Here is an 18676-nt window from a genome sequence, read left to right on the forward strand (position 1 = left end):
CTTTTTTATATTCTTAGTTTATAAATCCGAAATTTATAATTTGCTAAACGCGGTCATAGTTATTTATCTATTGTTCAAATCTATGCATTCACCGTCATATTTTTATATAATATTATAGCTGAAGTTAAGACTTTTTTTGTAAATTAACTTTTTAATTTAATATTAGAAAGTGATTTTATGTCAAATGTAATTGCTTTTAAGGTGCCAATGCAGAAAAATATGTCGATTCGCGTAGAAGAATGCGATGACGATCATGTTTACGATCTGGTCCATTTTCACGAGGAATGTCAACTCACCTGTATAGTGGAGGGCAGTGGTTATCTCTTGGCCGGTTCAGAAACCTATAGTTTTGAGCCCGGCGAGGTGTATCTGTTTGGCAGTAATTTGCCTCATGGATTTAAAACCGAGGATAAAATTGAAGCAGACGACATGGGATCCGGTGCTAGAAGGATCAGTATTTTTTTTAATAGGAATGTTTTTGAATCTCTATTCGAGCAAAACCCTGAAACAAGCACTATTAAGAATTTATTGGATAATGCCTCCTTGGGTTATAAGTTGGGTGCTGGCAATTCTCCGGAAATTCTTTCCAAAATCCGACGGTTGCGGAATATGGACGATTTTGATAAGGTTCTTGAACTATTGGATATATTGGATTTTATTTCCAATGGCAATCAAGGTGATTATCTTTCGGCTCGTGAGGAAATAGAGGCCGATTTGGTCGATGAGGACATTCATATGATCAATGAGGTATTTGCTTATACCGAATCCAATTTTAAAGAAAGAATTTCGTTGGCCGATGTAGCTGGTCATTTTAAAATGACTCCGCCTACATTTAGTAGATTTTTTAAGTCCAGAACACAAAAAACCTACATACAATTTCTTATTGAATTGCGGATCACCAAGGCTTGTGAGTTTATTAGGGCCGGAACCCATAATACAACTGAAAGTTGTTTTAATTCCGGATTTACCAATATCTCAAGTTTTCACCGGCATTTTAAAACTATTAAGGGTATGACGCCTACGGAATATAAATTGCGTGTTTCATCCAATTTCAATTAGATAAATATTTTTTACAGATAATTTTTATAATCCATAGAATATGATCGCACAGCCTTATAATGTTTTGTTACCGGAAAGCGGTACGCCAGTCGTGGAAAAGTGGAATGTAAATAAATTTTATCAGCAGATTCATTATCACAAGGAATTTCAAATTACCATGATTCAAGAGGGAAGTGGATTTCTTTTTGTCTCGGACAAGGTAGTTCCTTATGAAAAGGGTGATGTGTATTTCTTTGGTAGGAATTTGCCTCATGCCTTAAAGACCACTAATGATTCCATAGAGAATTCTGATAATGGTTCCAAGGCCATTTCACTGTTTTTTGATCAAGATAAAATCAAGGAATCCTTGAGAAATGTGCCCGAGGCCTACAGAATTAATAAATTGATAGAATCTTCACACTATGGGATAAAGGTGAACAGGGATAGTGCAACATATTTAACAGATTATATTGAGGAGCTTACCACGAGTACGGGTCTAAATAAATTTTTATTGTTTTTGAAGTTGCTCAATGTGGCCTCTAGGGATAATAACGTAATGATATTATCACCTAAGGCGGCACCCAGTAAAATTGGTGTTGAAGATGACCCGAAAATCGCAAAGATCTGTGCTTTCGTAAAAGAAAACTATAGGGATTTAATTACGCTTTCTGAAATTGCCGATTTGGCCCATATGTCCCCAACGGGTTTTTGTAGGTTTTTCAAAACCAAGACGAAGAAAACATTTTCCCAATATTTGGCGGAGGTTAGAATTGGTAGTGCCTGTGAACTACTGCATAATGACAATTATAGTATTTCGGATTGTGGGTATGGAAGTGGATTCAACAATTTATCCAATTTTCATAAGCATTTTAAAAAATACACAGGGATGTCCCCTATGGAATATCGGTCAAATCTAAATAATGACTAGAAGGTATTGGTATAACTGGCGACCAAGCGGTTTATTTCTTCCTAAACTATAGGGCTGTTCAATAATTTCTTAAAATCGACTTCTAAAATAGTATCACTATTTGCTAATTTGGGCAATATGCCCTGCCGATGGACTTTGTAATATTGTTGTTCCGATACATGTAAGATTTTTTTGGGAAGTGTTACTTTTGGTTCGGGTTACTGAATAATGGTATTTAGAATATAATAATAGTTATGAAAAAAGGGATTTTAGGAAGCATACTGTGCTTTTTGTTTTTTATTGGTAACGGTCTGGCACAAGATGGATCGACCTTACAATTAAATGATATTTATAAGAATGGTATATACGGTCAAAAGGGTTTTGGTCCGGTGCGCTGGATGAAGGACAATAAAGGATATTCTACTCTAGAGGCCAATAAAGAAATCGGGGGTAGGGATATTGTTAAGTATGATGCAAAAAGTGGTGCAAGATCGGTTTTGGTCTCTGCTACCCAATTAATTCCTAAGGGAGAAAGTAAACCTATTACCATTTCGGATTACCAATGGTCCCTGGATAACAACAAACTTCTTCTATTTACCAATACACGTAAAGTTTGGAGGTATCACACACGTGGCGATTATTGGGTGTTGGATCTGAAGACCAATAAATTGGCAAGGCTGGGACAATCTTTGCCTTCGGCGACCTTGATGTTTGCTAAATTTTCACCAGACGCTTCCAAAGTGGCTTATGTGAGTGAATTGAATATATATTCGGAAAATCTGGAAAATCATAAGATAGATCAGCTCACTAAGGATGGAGGTGATAATATTGTAAATGGTACTTTCGATTGGGTCTATGAAGAGGAATTAAATTGTAGGGATGGCTTCAGGTGGAGCCCTGACGGTAAAAATATTGCCTATTGGCAATCGGATACCAAGGATGTAGGGACCTTTTACATGATCAACAATGTAGATTCCATATACTCCAAACCTATTCCAATGCCTTATCCAAAGGTAGGCACGGAACTTTCAACTGTAAAAGTTGGGGTGGTATCTGTGGAAAATGGTATTTCAAAATGGTTCAAGGTTCCAGGTGATCCAAAGAACAATTATTTGGCACGTATGGATTTTATTCCCAATTCAAATGAGGTAATGATCCAACAATTAAATCGTAGACAAAACACCAATAAAGTCTTTATTGGGGATATCCAGACTATGGAACTCACTAATATATTGACAGAAAAGGATGATGCTTTTTTGGATATTCATGATGATGTACGGTGGTTGGACAATGAAAAGTACTTTACTTGGTCCAGTGAGAGGGATGGATGGTTGCACCTTTATAAGGTATCAAGGGATGGAAGTGTGGTACAGCCTATCACTAAAGGCGATTTTGACGTGGTGGAGATTAACTGTATAGATCCAAAGGGAGGGTATGTGTATTATATTGCTTCCCCGGATAATTTCACCCAAAGATATTTGTACAGGAGCCGTATAGATGGAAAAGGCGAAGCCGAAAGGATAACTCCGAGCTCAAATGCAGGGCAGAGCTCTTATCAAATATCCAATGACGCCAAATGGGGAATCCAGGTATTTCAGAATGCGGTTACCCCTCCCGTATATTCCTTGATAAGTCTTCCCAACCACAGGGTAAAAAGAGTTTTGGAGGATAACAAGGAACTAAAGGGCAAATTTGATGCCTTGAAATTGAATCCTAAAGAGTTTGTAAAGGTAGATATTGGAGATGAGGTTTTGGATGCTTGGATGATTAAGCCAAAGGATTTTGATGCTACAAAAAAATATCCTTTGTTGTTTTATGTCTATGGAGAGCCTGCAGGTGCTACCGTTCAGGACAATTGGGGTGGCGGCAGTCTTTGGGACCAGTATATGGCCCAACAGGGGTACATTGTAATGAGTGTGGACAATCGCGGAACTAAAACCCCTAGAGGTAATAAATGGCGTAAATCCATTTATGGGCAAATAGGGATTCTTGCATCGGAAGACCAGAGCAAGGCTGCTAAGGAAATTTTAAATACCTATGATTTCTTGGACCCGTCCAGAGTTGGAATTTGGGGCTGGAGTGGTGGAGGCCAAATGACACTGAACTGTATGTTTAGGTATCCCGAAATCTATTCCTCAGGATTGGCCGTTTCCTTTGTGTCAGACCAAAGACTTTATGATGCTACCTACCAGGAGAGATATATGGGGCTGTTGGAAGATAATGCCAAGGGATATCACGATGGATCTCCAATTAATTTCGCACAGCACTTAGAGGGAAATTTAATGATCATACACGGTACTGCGGACGATAACGTACATTATCAGAGTTTTGAGATGTTGGTCAACAAATTGATAGAGCACAATAAGATCTTTAATATGATGTCTTATCCAATGAGGGCACATTCAATTTATGAACGGGAAAATACCTCATATCACCTAAGGGAAACAATGGAAGTTTTTTGGAAAAAGAACTTACCTGCCGGAGGTAAATAATCACAAGAGTTTATTACAAATTATAAGGGGATATCATTGGTATTCTATAGGGAATTATCTGTTTCGATATAAATCATCAAATCTATGTTTGCAAAGGAGGAATATATAAAACGAAGGAAAAAGTTAAGGGAATTGCTGGGCGATGGATTGATTCTTTTCCTTGGAAATGACGAAAGTGGAATAAATTTTGAACATAACACCTATCCCTATAGGCAGGATAGTTCCTTTATTTATTTCTTTGGACTTCAAATACCTGGATTGAATGCTATAATGGATTTGGATGAAGACAGTGAGATTGTTTTTGGAGATAATTTATCCATTGATGATATTGTCTTTACGGGGCCCATCGATTCTTTGGAAGAGCAGGCCCATAAAGTAGGGGTAGCCAATGTAAGCCCCTCTAAAAGTCTTGAAGGTTATATAAAAAGTGCAATGGCCAAAGGGAGACAGATTCATTATCTACCGCCCTATCGCCCTGAACATAATTTAAAATTATCGGAACTGTTTAATTTACCAGCTACTGAGGTTTCAAAAAAGGTTTCTACCAATTTAATAAAGGCCGTAGTAAAACTGAGGTCTATAAAGTCCAGTGCCGAGATCGAAGAAATTGAAAAAGCGGTAAATACAACCGTGGAAATGCAATATAAGGCTATGGAGATCGCAGAAGCGGGAATGACCGAGGCAGATTTGTTCGGAGCGGTTCAAAATATTGCAATGGCCAACGGGAATAATACCTCTTTTCCTTCCATAGTAACTATAGACGGACAAATACTTCATAATCATTTTAGGGGAAACCTTTTAAAAGAGGGTGATATGGTGCTGTGCGATTGTGGAGCGGAGAATTTTTCAGGATATGCAGGCGACCTTACACGGACTTTTCCCGTGAACAACACCTTCAGTCCTAAACAGAAAGAAATTTATGATATAGTCTATAGCTCTTATAAAACCGCTGTTAGGATGCTAAAACCCAAACAGCTATTTAGAGATGTGCATCTTGCTGCTAGTAAAGAAATAGTGCTAGGTCTAATTGATGTAGGGTTAATGAAAGGGGATGCGGATAAGGCCGTGGAGGCAGGCGCCCATACCTTGTTCTTTCAATGTGGATTGGGGCATATGATGGGACTGGATGTCCATGATATGGAAAATTTGGGAGAGCAATATGTTGGATATACCGATGACATACATCAAAGCAAAGAGTTTGGGTTTAAATCCCTTCGCTTGGGAAGGGCCTTGGAAGAGGGAATGGTCTTAACCATAGAACCAGGAATTTACTTCATCCCAGAACTTATAGAACTGAGAAAGAGTGAAAATAAATACTTTGAATTCGTCAACTACGATAAATTGGAAGAATACAAAAGCTTTGGAGGAATACGTGTAGAGGACGATTTCCTAATAACCCAAAATGGTAGCCGTTTGTTAGGGGCCAAACTCCCTACTACCTCTATGGAAATAGAAGATTTTAGAATTTCCAAAACCCGTCTTTAGGGCTATTTGAACAATGGACTATAATCAATGGATTGCGGGTGATTTGTATTGGTCCTGAACTTAAATCATATATGGGAAAGTACCATCACTGCTAATCTGCTTACGATTACAACAACAAATACAAGGCTTCCAAGATATTGGAAGCCTTTTTAGTTTTATTAAAATTGCGAAAAGGTCCGAGTTCTGCAATTGGGCAAAGCTTTAATTCGTTTTTACTAAAATACCGTTTGGGTTTGTTTTCTACACATTCAATTTGTGTTCAAGAATCCAGGAGATTTAAAGGGAATAGTTGATGGTCCTATTATTTGTTGGAATCTCTGAACCTGGTCTTATATTGGTGTAAACTGTAACTGGGGCAGCTACTTGTTTTTTTTGATTTTTGAAAGTACGGCTTGGAGAGTTAGGTTAGATTATTATTTTTACCTAATCCTATCCACTTAAGGATTATATAAGTTTAAATGAAAAGAGATTTTACCTGGTGCTTATTTAATAAACCCTATCATTTTTTTCTCCTAATGGCACTGTTTTTCATTGGGAATATGAAGGTCAAAGCACAATCCAAGGCAGCAATAAAATGGACAGAAGGTAATCCCTCCCTGGTAATTGACGGAGAAACCTATCCGCCATATGCCTACATGTCCTATTTAGGAGAGGAACAATATTACAAGGAAATAGCGGCAACGGGTATCCATATTTATAACATTCCGGCCTATCTGGGAGAAGGAGGAATAAATACCATTTCTGGTATAGGTGCTTTTAGATCACCCATTTGGTTAGGGGAAGGTGAATATGATTTTACCAGCTTGGTAAAGGATTTTGAAAAGATTATAGAAGCGGATCCCAAGGCAAAGGTTATTATCCGTTTTTATCTGGATCCCCCGGAATGGTGGACGCAATTATACCCGGAAGCCTCAGCACATGTCCCGGATGGCACTACTTTTCGTCAGTGTTTTGCCTCGAAAGTATGGAGGGAAAAAACGGCGGAGGTATTCCGTGACTGTTTGGATTGGCTTTTAGCTTCCAAATACTCCCAATATTTGGTGGGAATACATGTTGCAAGTGGCCTAACAGAGGAATGGTTTTATCATCCCAAACAATATCAGGATCAAAACCCTGCCCGTTTACTGGCTTTTAGGCAATGGTTAAAGGAAAGTTACAAGAACAATGATGCCTTGAGAAAGGCATGGAACAACCCTTCACTTACTTTTGACAATGCCCATTTGGCCAATATAGATGAACCTGTAAAACGCAGGGAATGGAGGAATCCCGATAAGGATCAAAACTATATTGATACCTATCGCTTCCAGGCAGAGGTCTTAGTAGATAACATTGCCTATTTCTGCAAAATTGTCAAAGAAAAGAGCCACGGCAAGCTTTTGACGGGAGCCTTTTCCGGATACCACTATTTTGTGGGGGACGCCAGGCGCGGACACGGTGCCCTGGCAAAGTTGTTGGATTGTCCGGATCTGGATTATCTGTCGAGCCCAAATGTGTACAATCGAGTGATAGGGGAGGACTGGCCGGCAATGGCAGCGGTAAATTCGGTTCACCTCCATGGCAAATTATGGCTTACGGAAAACGATACCCGAACGTCCATAACCACCTTGTTGAAAGACCGTTCAAAAGGCATAGCACCTCCTGGACAGTATGAGAGCGGGGTATGGCTAGGCCCCGAAGATATGGACACCTCGGTAGCATTTTTATGGAAAAACACGGCAAGAATGCTGGCCTATGGGTATGGAGGCTGGTGGTTCGATATGTGGGGCGGGTGGTTTAGTGATCCTGAACTATTGAATGTATTAAAGAAGACACAGCAATTTCACAGCACCTTTCCCCCTTCACAGGGAGAAAAGATGAAACCACAGGTAGGGGTAGTGGTAGATGAAGAAATCTCTTTTTGGGACCCAACCTATGGCCATCTTACAGAGAATATTTTATCTAACCGTTATCCACTGGCAAAAACAGGGACTTCATACGACCTATTTCTTCGAACGGATTTAAAAAGTATGCCAACATCGCAATACAAGGTTGTTTGGCTTATGGGGTTTCTTGAACTAAGTTCAAAGGAGGAGTCTAGAATTAAAAAATGGAACAAACAGGGAATAACCGTTCTATGGACCAGTGGTAAAGGAACCAAAATCTTCGATCCCAATGGAGGGGAATTGTTTAGGGACGGAAAACTTAAATGGTCGGCCTCGGAATTGGGGGAGACATGGGAACAGGCTGGTGTACATAGGTATATTGAGACAGAGGATGTATTCTATATAGGCCGAAACTGGATGGGTATACATACCATAGAAGGCGGGGAACGGACCATCAATTTTCCATTTAACGCCCAGGTGATAGATCCATTGGAAAATACAATCTTGTACGATTCCACCAGACAGTTAAAATTGACATTGAAACCAAAATCAACGGTACTATTAAGGGTTAACCCTTTAGAGAATTAAAATATAAGGATGAAAATATCTTTGGGTTTAGGTCTATTTATAGGAACCCTGCAACTTGCTCTTCTAGATTCTTGGTTTAATCTAATTTGAATTTCTAGTTCCAAAAATTTAATGGGAAAAACTTCTGAATATTTTTAAGATAATATAGTATGATGACCTGCTAATTTTTGAAATACTTTTTCTAATGATATCATCTATTTTTGTTTTAAAATAATGAATAACATGATAAAATGGGAAGGCGTAATGCCAGCAGTAACAACCAAGTTCACTGAGGATGATCAGCTAGATCTTGTGATGTTTGAAAAAAATATAAAAGCTCAAATGGAAGCTGGTGTTAACGGGATTATCCTAGGTGGAACCCTAGGAGAGGCCAGCACTCTAAAACCCGAGGAAAAGGAAATTCTTATCAAGACTACCTTGTCTATTACGGATAATAAAATTCCGGTAATTATCAATATCGCTGAGCAAACAACCGAAGGTGCTATTGCCGTGGCCCAACATGCAGAATCTATTGGGGCCAATGGATTAATGCTTTTGCCTCCCATGAGATATAAGGCCACGGATTTTGAGACCGTAACTTATTTTACGGCGATAGCCAAAAGTACTTCCTTGCCGATAATGATCTACAACAACCCTGTGGATTATAAAATAGAGGTAACTCTGGATATGTTCGAGGAGTTGATTAAGTGTGATAATATTCAGGCAGTTAAGGAATCTACAAGGGATATTACCAATGTAATACGACTTAAGAACCGTTTTGGCGATCGCTTAAAAGTTTTGACCGGTGTGGATACACTTGCCTTGGAAAGTTTGGTAACAGGTGCAGACGGATGGGTAGCCGGATTGGTTTGTGCCTATCCCGCAGAAACAGTTGCTATTTATAATTTGGTAAAAGCCGCTAAGGTTGATGAAGCTATGGAAATCTATCGCTGGTTTATGCCTCTATTGGAGTTGGATATTAGCCCGCAATTGGTACAAAACATTAAATTGGCGGAAGTAGCGACCGGTATTGGAACCGAAAACGTCAGAGCTCCAAGATTGCCTTTACAAGGAGCTGAAAGAGAACGTGTTTTAAAAATAATAGATACCGCCATGAAAAATAGGCCAATCTTGCCAGCTTAAAAAGCTTGATAAGCAAGGTCTATGGCAGGTAATCCTAATAAGATCAATAGTAAATAAAAGGCTTCCAATCTCTTGGAAGCCTTTTATGTTTGTAGAAAACTCGGTAAATGTAGAACAACATCAAGTCTAATGGTTCTCTATTTCGGTTGCCTCATAGGACTCGTGACCTGTGGAACCATTGCCGAGGATATGATGCCTGTTCGTGGGCACTTGATTTCTGTGCTTCCCAATAACTTCGGCATATTCCGGGCTGGATATCACGTTATTCCACTCTTGCGGGTCATTTTTATGATCATAAAACTCCTCGGACCCATCGTTGTACTGTATAAAACGATACTGTTCCGATATGATGGCATAGTTACCAGGCCCAAAACAGGTTCTGGCATAATGCGGCCATTCGGCGTCCATATTTTTTAATAGGGGTACTAAGGAATTGCCTTCGTGCTTTGGATCGGTTTTTAGATGGCATAATTCCAGCAAGGTAGGGTAGATGTCAAGTAATTGTACTGGCTTATTAATAACTTTCCCTTTAGGAATATCGGGCCCTACAATGATCATTGGCACTCGTGCCCCGTCTTCCCATAGGCTACGTTTGGCAAAGCGTTCTTTTTCACCCAAATGAAATCCGTGATCGCTGAACAATACAACATAAGTATTGTCTCCATAATCGCCATTATCCAATGCGTCGAGCACCCGGCCTACCTGATCATCCACAAAACTTACACAGGCCAAATAAGACTGTACAAGTGGTTTCCACTCCTCATTTTCAGTGACCCATTCAAAAGTTGGGGACACATGTTTCAAGCGTGTGATATCGATGCCGTACGGGGGAATATCATCTAGGTCATCAGAAATTGTTTTTGGCAGTTGCAAAGATTCCAAGGGATACATATCGAACCACTTTTGGGGAGCAAACTGCGGCACATGTGGCCGGTAGAATCCAACGCCCATCCAGAAGGGCTGGTCCTGCTTTTTTGTCAATTTTTTCTCCGCCCAGCTTGCAATTTTATAATCGGGCATCTGATCATCACTTTCCGGGTAAACGCCCCAATCCCATAAAGGATGTCCGGGATATGTGCTTATCTTTTGTTCGGGCATAGGGCCAAACCCTCCAAATTGCCCTGCATAATTTGGAATATGGGTTTCGTTGATTCCTTTCCCATTATGAAAGATCTTTCCTGCAGCAAAGACATTATAACCTTCTTGCTGAAACCGCTTGGGCATTACTATGTTTTTGCTTGCCACAGGAGATTCTATTATATCTGGATTTAAAAAGTAAATACCGGAGGTACTTGGGTACAGGGAGGTCATAACGCTTGCCCTACTGGGATTGCATACCGGTGCCTGACAGTGCGCATTGCTAAAAAGTACGCCACGTTGGGCCAGCCGGTCCATATGGGGTGTTTTGGCCTGGGGATGTCCCCCTAAAACTCCGATCCAATCGTTGAGGTCGTCTATGGCGATAAACAAAACGTTGGGTTTATCCTTTTCTTTAGGTTCAATTTTTGTCTTTTTATATCCACAAGAAGTTATTAGGATAATACCAAGTAGGACAATGATATGGTTATTTTTTTTCATGCGTATGATTCTTGATTAGAGGATACTCAAGTTATTAAGAGTGAAATCTGAGACAATTTACGATGCTATTCTTCCAATTCCATTTTTCTAGAGCGCTTTCTGTGCCAAAGTTATTTTTATAATTAATTCTGCCTGGTTTTTCCGGACACTACATTCATTGGTATAGTAGGATTGTTATAATATTGAAAAACAAGTTTAAAAAATATTGTTTTCTATTGCATCCTGTACTATACTGTTTCAGCTTGGGTTTAGAGTTTTGGGAGGCATAACGAACGCCAATAGCAGCATTGTGCAGGATACATGAATTTACCCCATGGCTTAAATTTGTGAAGAATGGTTCATGCCTGGTTTAATTTTATTTCACTAACCCATATAAAAAATAGATATGATAAGAAAAGCATTTAAAATGAAGGTCTATCCTAACAGTATAGAAGTATATACGCAAAGACATAATCCAATATGGAAGGAGTTAGAAGAGGTGCTGAAAATGCATGGGGTTCACAATTATAGCATATTTTTCGATCCTGAAACCCATATATTGTTTGGTTACGCGGAATTGGAATCGGAAGAAAAATGGAACGCCATTGCCGATACCCAAATTTGTAGGGATTGGTGGGCACATATGGCAGACCTAATGGAGACCAATGCGGATAACAGTCCGGTTTCGTTAGAATTAAAGGAGGTCTTTTATTTGAAATAAAGTTTAAAAGACTTCAATCAAGCAAGGAATACTTTGATGGCGTTAAAAAAGTCACTACCTTATTACTGAACAAGCATCAACTCAAAATGTTGTAGAAGCAATTATGGGGATTTTAGCGGTCATAGCCTATTTTTAAGATTAGGACCACTTGGTCAATGAAAAAGAAATATGACCTTCTGCCCCATTAAAAACACTAATTCTAGAACGATTAATTCTATCCTATGACCAACACAAATCAAAAAAGAACACTTGGAGAGTTTATTTTTGACAATCAATCCTCCTTTCCATATTCCACTGGAGAATTGTCAAAACTGATAAATGCCATAAGGCTCGCTGCCAAAATTACCAACCATGAAGTAAACAAAGCCGGTCTAGTGGATATTTTGGGTGACGCCGGTAATACCAATGTTCAAGGGGAAGACCAACAAAAGCTGGATGTCTATGCCAATGAAAAGTTTATTCAGACCCTTATACAGCGAGGTATAGTATGTGGTATTGCCTCGGAAGAGGAGGAAGATTTTATTGCCGTGAATAGTATTGACGGTAATAATAATAATAAATACGTTGTACTCATCGACCCCTTGGACGGCTCTTCCAATATTGATGTAAACGCCTCTGTAGGTACCATATTTTCAATTTATAGGAGGATATCCCCATTGGGCAGTCCAGTAGAGTTGAGGGACTTTTTGCAACCTGGAAAAGACCAGGTAGCTGCGGGGTATGTTATGTACGGTACTTCAACCATGTTGGTGTTTACGACGGGTAACGGGGTAAACGGGTTTACCTTAAACCCCGCTCTGGGCACCTTTTATCATTCCCATCCCAATATGCAATTCCCGGAAACCGGAAAGATCTATTCCGTAAACGAGGGAAACTACGTTCATTTTTCCAAGGGGGTAAAAGCTTACATAAAATATTGCCAAAAGGAGGAAGGGGATAGGCCCTACACGTCAAGGTACATAGGGGCAATGGTGGCAGATTTCCATAGAAATTTAATAAAGGGCGGTATCTATATGTATCCAAGGATCGGACCTAAGCAAAATGGTAAATTACGTCTGACATATGAATGTAACCCTATAGCTTTTCTTACAGAACAAGCCAAGGGTAAAGCTACCACAGGGACTAAAAGAATTCTGGATATAGAACCTACCGAATTACACCAACGGGAAGCAATTTTTTGCGGAAGCATGAAAATGGTCGAGAAATTGGAGGAGTTTATTTTGAAGGAAGACTAAGAATTGAACCAAAAGTTTTTATAAAATTATTTTGGTTGCATATAGGCAGGGCCAATGTACCCAAACCAAGAATAAAATTTAATGACGCTGTTTACATAAAGCTATAGTGGGCATACCATATCTTGCCTGGTTTTAGCTTGAGTTTTTTCCTGCCAAAAAGTATGCCTAAGCTTGGTATAATGCGCATATGCTCTTCAAGGCCTTCCTAAACTTAAAAGATTTGCTAACTTAGGGGTTTGTTCAAATTAATTAGATAATAATAGTAAAAATGAAAATAAACGACTCTTTCGATCCTGGCCATTATCAAGCCAATGATAAACGTTATGATACCATGCAATACCGTCGCTGTGGAAATAGTGGTATTCTTTTGCCATTAATTTCATTGGGGCTTTGGCACAATTTTGGTCATACCGATAATCTGGAGATGGGCCGAAATCTGTTGCGCTGTGCCTTCGATAACGGGATTACCCATTTTGATCTGGCCAATAATTATGGTCCGCCTTACGGTGCTGCCGAAGAAAATTTTGGACGTATTTTTAAAAAGGATTTTAAGGCTTATCGTGACGAACTTATTATTTCCAGTAAAGCAGGGTGGGATATGTGGCCCGGGCCTTATGGTAATTTTGGGTCACGCAAATATTTGATTGCCTCAGCTGATCAAAGCCTAAAAAGAATGGGGCTGGATTATGTTGATATTTTTTACCATCATAGACCCGATCCGGACACGCCCTTGGAAGAAACCATGGGAGCATTGCATCATCTGGTACAAAGAGGTAAGGCACTATATGCAGGTATTTCCCAGTATCCGGCAGAGCTTACTGCCAAGGCTTCAAAAATCATGAAGGATTTGGGTACGCCCCTATTGATCCATCAACCTAGATATAATATGTTCGATCGTTGGGTGGAAGATGGATTGCTGGATGTGTTGAAAGAAGAGGGGATAGGCTCCATTGCTTTCTCCCCATTGGCACAAGGCGTATTGACCAAAAAATATTTAAAAGGTATTCCTGATGATAGTAGGGCAAGCAAGGATGGCCGTTACTTGAAGGAAGACCAAATTACACCAGAGGTTTTGGACAAGGTGGGTCGACTAAATAAGCTGGCTGAAAATCGTGGTCAAAGTCTGGCCCAAATGGCCATTGCATGGTTACTGAAAGACCAACGCATTTCTACAGTACTTGTTGGTGTTAGTCGAACAGAGCAACTACTGGACAATTTGGAGGCTCTCAAGAACCTTAGTTTTAGTGGAGCGGAACTAAAGGAGATAGAAAGTATTTTAAAATAGTGGGTCATTTACAACCCTATCAAACACTCCAGAAAATTATTAAATATGATTGTAACATGCACCGCGAAGGGTATAAATAAACCATAGCGGTGCATGTTATATTGTTTAAGCGGAATACTGAAAATTATATATATTAAAAATAATACCCTAAAAGGCTATTTGTTGCCATGGTTATTGATCAATTGTTGAGTGTAATTGCGTTAAACCACCAAGATGAGTGAAACTATAAAGAATATTGATAATTATTTGGACAATCATTACATCCACCGAAGTAATTGGTTAAGAGCGGCAGTTCTCGGTGCCAATGATGGAATTCTTTCAACAGCGAGTCTTGCAATAGGAGTTGCAGCTGCAAGTGATATCAGGGAACCAATTGTGTTGGCAACTTTAGCGGGATTAGTAGCTGGTGCCTTGTCAATGGCAGCTGGTGAATACGTTTCCGTAAGTTCTCAGACGGATGTGGAAAAGGCCGATATTGACCGGGAGATTATAGAATTAAAAGAAACGCCCGAAATTGAATTGCAATTATTGGCTGCTATTTATGAAAAAAGAGGACTTAAAAAGGAAACGGCCTTAACAGTTGCAAAAGAATTAACAGCTAAAGATGCATTAGCCGCACACGTTAGGGATGAGCTGGGACTAAATGAAATAAGTAAGGCCAAACCAATGCAAGCTGCTTTTGCTTCTGGGGCCGCTTTTACTATCGGAGGCATTTTGCCACTTATTGTAACCCTCTTTTTACCATTGGAAAATATGGAATATTCTCTATATGGTTTTGCGCTTTTCTTCCTGATTTTCTTAGGTGCATTGGCCGCGAAAACCGGAGGCTCTAGTATAAAAAAAGCAATTATCCGAATTACATTCTGGGGAACTGTGGCAATGGGATTGACCGCTATGGTGGGATATTTGTTCAACGTGAATATTGGATAAAGAAAAACATCACACCTTATAAGCTCCATTAAAACGAGCACTTGTAACCACCTTCAACCTTATATCATGAATGTTGGTGTAATGTTAAGCGCTGATCTGCCAAATATTACAGAGACTTGGGCTTTGTCCTTAAGTTAGCGGAATAGGAATTAACAGATAATTTATTATCTTGATATATTCAAATTAAGTACCATTATGCCAAAAGCTAATAAGCAACATATTGTTAAGATATTGGAGACACATTATATTACCCATGATGTGAAACGTTTTGTAGTGGAAAGACCTGCGGGTTATGATTTTATTCCTGGGCAGGCAACTGAGGTTGCCATTAATTTGCCCGAGTGGAAGGACCAATTAAGGCCTTTTACCTTCACCTCCATAATGGAACATGGCTTCCTGGAATTTATGATCAAGATTTATAATGATCATGAAGGGGTGACCAATATGTTGGGACGGACCCACGCCGGGGCGGAACTTATTCTTCACGAAGTTTTTGGGGCCATACAATACAAGGGGCCAGGTGTTTTTATTGCCGGGGGAGCGGGTATTACACCCTTTATCTCTATTTTTAGGCATCTCTATACCCATAAGAACTTACACGGCAATAAATTGATTTATTCCAATAAAACGTCGGAAGACGTTATTATGGAAGAAGAATTGCAAAAGATGCTGGACGGTAATTTTATAAAAATATTTACCCGCGAGAATGTGGTGGGATTTAGGGGAAATAGAATAGATCGAAAATTCCTTATCGAAAATATAGCCGACTTTGGCCAGAACTTCTATTTATGCGGGCCAAAAAAGTTTGTAACTAATATAACAGATCTCTTATTAAGTCTAGGTGCCTCGGCCGAAACGGTCATCATTGAAAGTTAGATAATGGATAGCCGTTGAAAATGGTTCTGAACAGGCCACAATTGGTCGGATTAACGGACCATTTCCTTCCCAATTGTAAAGCGATGCTTGTGCTATTGGCCAATGTCATCCAAAGAGAAGATGTAAATGTATTTCAGCTAAAATATGCTAAATGTAATTTACATTTATATTTGATGATTTTATGGACAAAAGTTGAAGCAAAAAAATATGGACTTTAGTAGATTGACCCAAATAATTCTTTTATTGGTAGTAACCGCATGTAGCAATACAGAGCCGACAAAAATGGGAGTCATTCCCCAACCCAATGAAATAAATTATCAGCCAGGTACTTTTAAAATTAATGATAAAACCGTAATTGTTGTAGATAGTAGCTTTGGGGAAAAACAGCTAACGGAGGAAATAAATTCATTTTTAAGGGATAATTTCAATACTCAATTAGAAATTTCAAGGTCGACACAGGATAATGCCATTCACTTGGTAAAATCAATGGAAGTCGCTCGGAATGGCGCATATAGCTTAACAGTAGGGGGTGAAGGTGTTGTGATTAAAGCAAGTACAAATCAGGGGATTTTTTATGGTATCCAAACGCTGGTACAAATGTTATCTCCTAAAACGGAGGTTAAAGAACCAGTACTGAACTACGTGCAAATAAATGATGCACCGGCACATGAATGGAGAGGTATGATGTTGGATGTATCACGGCATTTTGTTCCTAAAGATTCTGTAAAAAAAGTCATCGATATCCTTGCAATGCACAAGATGAATAAATTCCATTGGCATCTAGTGGATGGTATTGGATGGAGAATTCAAATTGATGCATATCCCGAACTTACCAATAAAGGTGCCTGGAGGAAGGTTAAGGGGGATAAGAAACCTTGGGAGGATTTTGAGATTACCTCCAAGGATGCCGAGGGTGAAGTTTATGGAGGTTTTTACACCAAGGAAGACATTAGGGAGATTGTTGCCTATGCCAAAGAACGATACATAGATGTAATTCCCGAAATAGAAATGCCAGGCCATTCCGAGGCTGCATTACAATGTTATCCTGAATTTTCATGCGATACGGAAGTCATTACCGGAGTTTATTGCGCCGGGAACGATGGTACCTTTCAATTTTTACAAAATATAATAAGTGAGGTAGTAGAATTATTTCCCAATGAATATGTGCATATCGGCGGAGATGAAGTAGGGAAGGGGTCTTGGTTGAAATGTGATAAATGTAAAAAAAGGATGCAGCAGGAAAACCTGCAAACTGCCGAGGAGTTGCAAAGTTACTTTGTTAAAAGAATGGAGAAATTTATTCATTCCAAAAACAAAAAACTTATAGGTTGGGATGAGATATTGGAAGGAGGTTTGCCAGAAAGGGCAACGGTTATGTCATGGCGAGGTGTTGAGGGGGGTATTGAAGCTGCAAATGCCGGGCATGATGTGGTAATGTCTCCGGGCGATCCCCTGTATTTGGATCACAGTCAGGGCAAAAGTGAATATGAACCCCCTTCATGGGGCGGATACAATAATGTATTGAAGATATATGATTTTAACCCCGTTCCAAAAGACATTGCTCCAAACAAAAAACGTCATATTCTGGGTGCGCAAGCTAATCTTTGGACGGAACAAGTGAAAAGCTTAAGCCATATCCAATATATGATGCTTCCCAGAATTAGTGCACTTTCGGAAGCTATTTGGACCAAGGTGGAGAAAAAGAACAGTGAACATTTTATAAATAAATTGGATGTCCATTTTGATAGATTGGACGAAATGGGATATAATTATTCAGGAAGTTCCTTAACCCCTGATTATGACGTAAGCTATAATAAGGTTAATAAAGTATTCAATTTAAGGTTACATAATGAATTGGACCTGTATGAAATTAGATATACGTTGGACGGTTCAAATCCTACAATGCAGTCAGAATTATATTCAGGCCCCATTGAATATACCACAGCCATAGAACTTAATGCGATGTGTTTTAGAAATGGGGAACCTATTGGCTTTCCATTGAAAAAAATGTTTTCCACTGGTTTTGGAGATCAATGTAAGGTTACCTATAGCAATGCCTATAATGAAACCTATAGCGGTGGGGGTGATAAGGCATTGTTTGATAATAAATTTGCCATTGCCCGCGGCGATGACCCTAGTTGGCAAGGAATAAAAGAAAAGGATTTTGAGGTGCTTATTGATTTGGGGAGTGTTAATGAACTCTCTTATGTTGGCTTAAACTTTTTTCAGGATATAGGTGCTACCTCGGTGATGTTGCCTACCAAGGTGATTATTTCCATCTCAAAGGACGGTGAAAACTTTAAAACGGTATTGGATGAAGCTATAGCTACCCAAGAAAAAAGAGAACCCATTATTAAGCATATTGGATCTAATTTTGAAAAGCAGGATGTTTCGTTTATAAAAATAACTGCAAAAAATAGATCAGAACTTCCTGAATGGCATTTGCGAAAAGGCTCTGCTTGGCTATTTGTAGATGAGGTCTCCGTTAAATAATCAAACAAAGAAAAGACAAGGTGTTCATGGTATTTTAAAGGTATATCCATGAAATATTCGACATATAAACAATGTCTTTATTTAA

At 39.2% G+C, this 18676-nt stretch carries 13 protein-coding genes; 12 read left to right on the top strand and 1 reads right to left on the bottom strand.

All coding sequences use genetic code 11. The annotated features are described in order from the left end of the window. The first annotated feature begins 177 nt into the window (after positions 1 to 177). The 6 genes from KO529_RS05330 to KO529_RS05355 all read left to right on the top strand — a co-directional run bounded on the left by KO529_RS05330 (position 178) and on the right by KO529_RS05355 (position 9494). A complete protein-coding gene (locus KO529_RS05330; protein WP_215946861.1) occupies positions 178 to 1059 on the top strand; it encodes an AraC family transcriptional regulator in 882 nt (293 codons plus the stop codon). A gap of 40 nt (positions 1060 to 1099) precedes the next feature. Next, a complete protein-coding gene (locus KO529_RS05335; RefSeq protein ID WP_215946862.1) occupies positions 1100 to 1966 on the top strand; it encodes an AraC family transcriptional regulator in 867 nt (288 codons plus the stop codon). 233 nt (positions 1967 to 2199) lie between these two features. Continuing rightward, a complete protein-coding gene (locus tag KO529_RS05340; RefSeq protein ID WP_252734306.1) occupies positions 2200 to 4437 on the top strand; it encodes a S9 family peptidase in 2238 nt (745 codons plus the stop codon). Between the two features lie 84 nt (positions 4438 to 4521). Next, positions 4522 to 5922, top strand: coding sequence for an aminopeptidase P family protein (locus KO529_RS05345; protein WP_215946863.1), 1401 nt, complete (start codon positions 4522 to 4524; stop codon positions 5920 to 5922). Between the two features lie 458 nt (positions 5923 to 6380). Next, complete coding sequence (locus tag KO529_RS05350; RefSeq protein WP_215946864.1) at positions 6381 to 8372, top strand: beta-galactosidase; 1992 nt, start codon at positions 6381 to 6383, stop codon at positions 8370 to 8372. Between the two features lie 222 nt (positions 8373 to 8594). Further along, on the top strand, positions 8595 to 9494 hold the full coding sequence (locus KO529_RS05355) for a dihydrodipicolinate synthase family protein (RefSeq protein ID WP_215946865.1): 900 nt from the start codon (positions 8595 to 8597) through the stop codon (positions 9492 to 9494). Positions 9495 to 9620: 126 nt separating this feature from the next. On the opposite strand, the gene KO529_RS05360 is transcribed toward KO529_RS05355, so the two are convergent. Then, positions 9621 to 11072 carry a sulfatase gene (locus KO529_RS05360; protein WP_215946866.1) on the bottom strand — a complete coding sequence of 484 codons (1452 nt, stop codon included), beginning with the start codon at positions 11070 to 11072 and terminating at the stop codon, positions 9621 to 9623. 385 nt (positions 11073 to 11457) lie between these two features. Between KO529_RS05360 and rhaM the strand changes: the two genes are divergently transcribed. The 6 genes from rhaM (at position 11458) to KO529_RS05390 (ending at position 18591) form a co-directional block, all read left to right on the top strand. Continuing rightward, on the top strand, positions 11458 to 11772 hold the full coding sequence (rhaM, locus tag KO529_RS05365) for an L-rhamnose mutarotase (protein WP_215946867.1): 315 nt from the start codon (positions 11458 to 11460) through the stop codon (positions 11770 to 11772). 221 nt (positions 11773 to 11993) lie between these two features. Beyond that, positions 11994 to 13007, top strand: a complete 1014-nt coding sequence (gene fbp / locus KO529_RS05370) for a class 1 fructose-bisphosphatase (protein WP_215946868.1) — start codon at positions 11994 to 11996, stop codon at positions 13005 to 13007. Positions 13008 to 13275: 268 nt separating this feature from the next. Next, positions 13276 to 14292 carry an L-glyceraldehyde 3-phosphate reductase gene (gene mgrA / locus KO529_RS05375; protein ID WP_215946869.1) on the top strand — a complete coding sequence of 339 codons (1017 nt, stop codon included), beginning with the start codon at positions 13276 to 13278 and terminating at the stop codon, positions 14290 to 14292. A gap of 213 nt (positions 14293 to 14505) precedes the next feature. Beyond that, positions 14506 to 15222 (top strand): VIT1/CCC1 transporter family protein, encoded by a 717-nt coding sequence (locus KO529_RS05380; RefSeq protein WP_215946870.1) that lies wholly within the window; start codon positions 14506 to 14508, stop codon positions 15220 to 15222. 195 nt (positions 15223 to 15417) lie between these two features. Then, a complete protein-coding gene (locus KO529_RS05385; RefSeq protein WP_215946871.1) occupies positions 15418 to 16098 on the top strand; it encodes an FAD-binding oxidoreductase in 681 nt (226 codons plus the stop codon). Positions 16099 to 16305: 207 nt separating this feature from the next. Then, a complete protein-coding gene (locus KO529_RS05390) occupies positions 16306 to 18591 on the top strand; it encodes a glycoside hydrolase family 20 protein (RefSeq protein ID WP_215946872.1) in 2286 nt (761 codons plus the stop codon). The last annotated feature ends 85 nt before the right edge of the window (positions 18592 to 18676 follow it).

The organism is Arenibacter algicola (assembly GCF_018860365.1).
Lineage (GTDB): Bacteria > Bacteroidota > Bacteroidia > Flavobacteriales > Flavobacteriaceae > Arenibacter > Arenibacter algicola_B.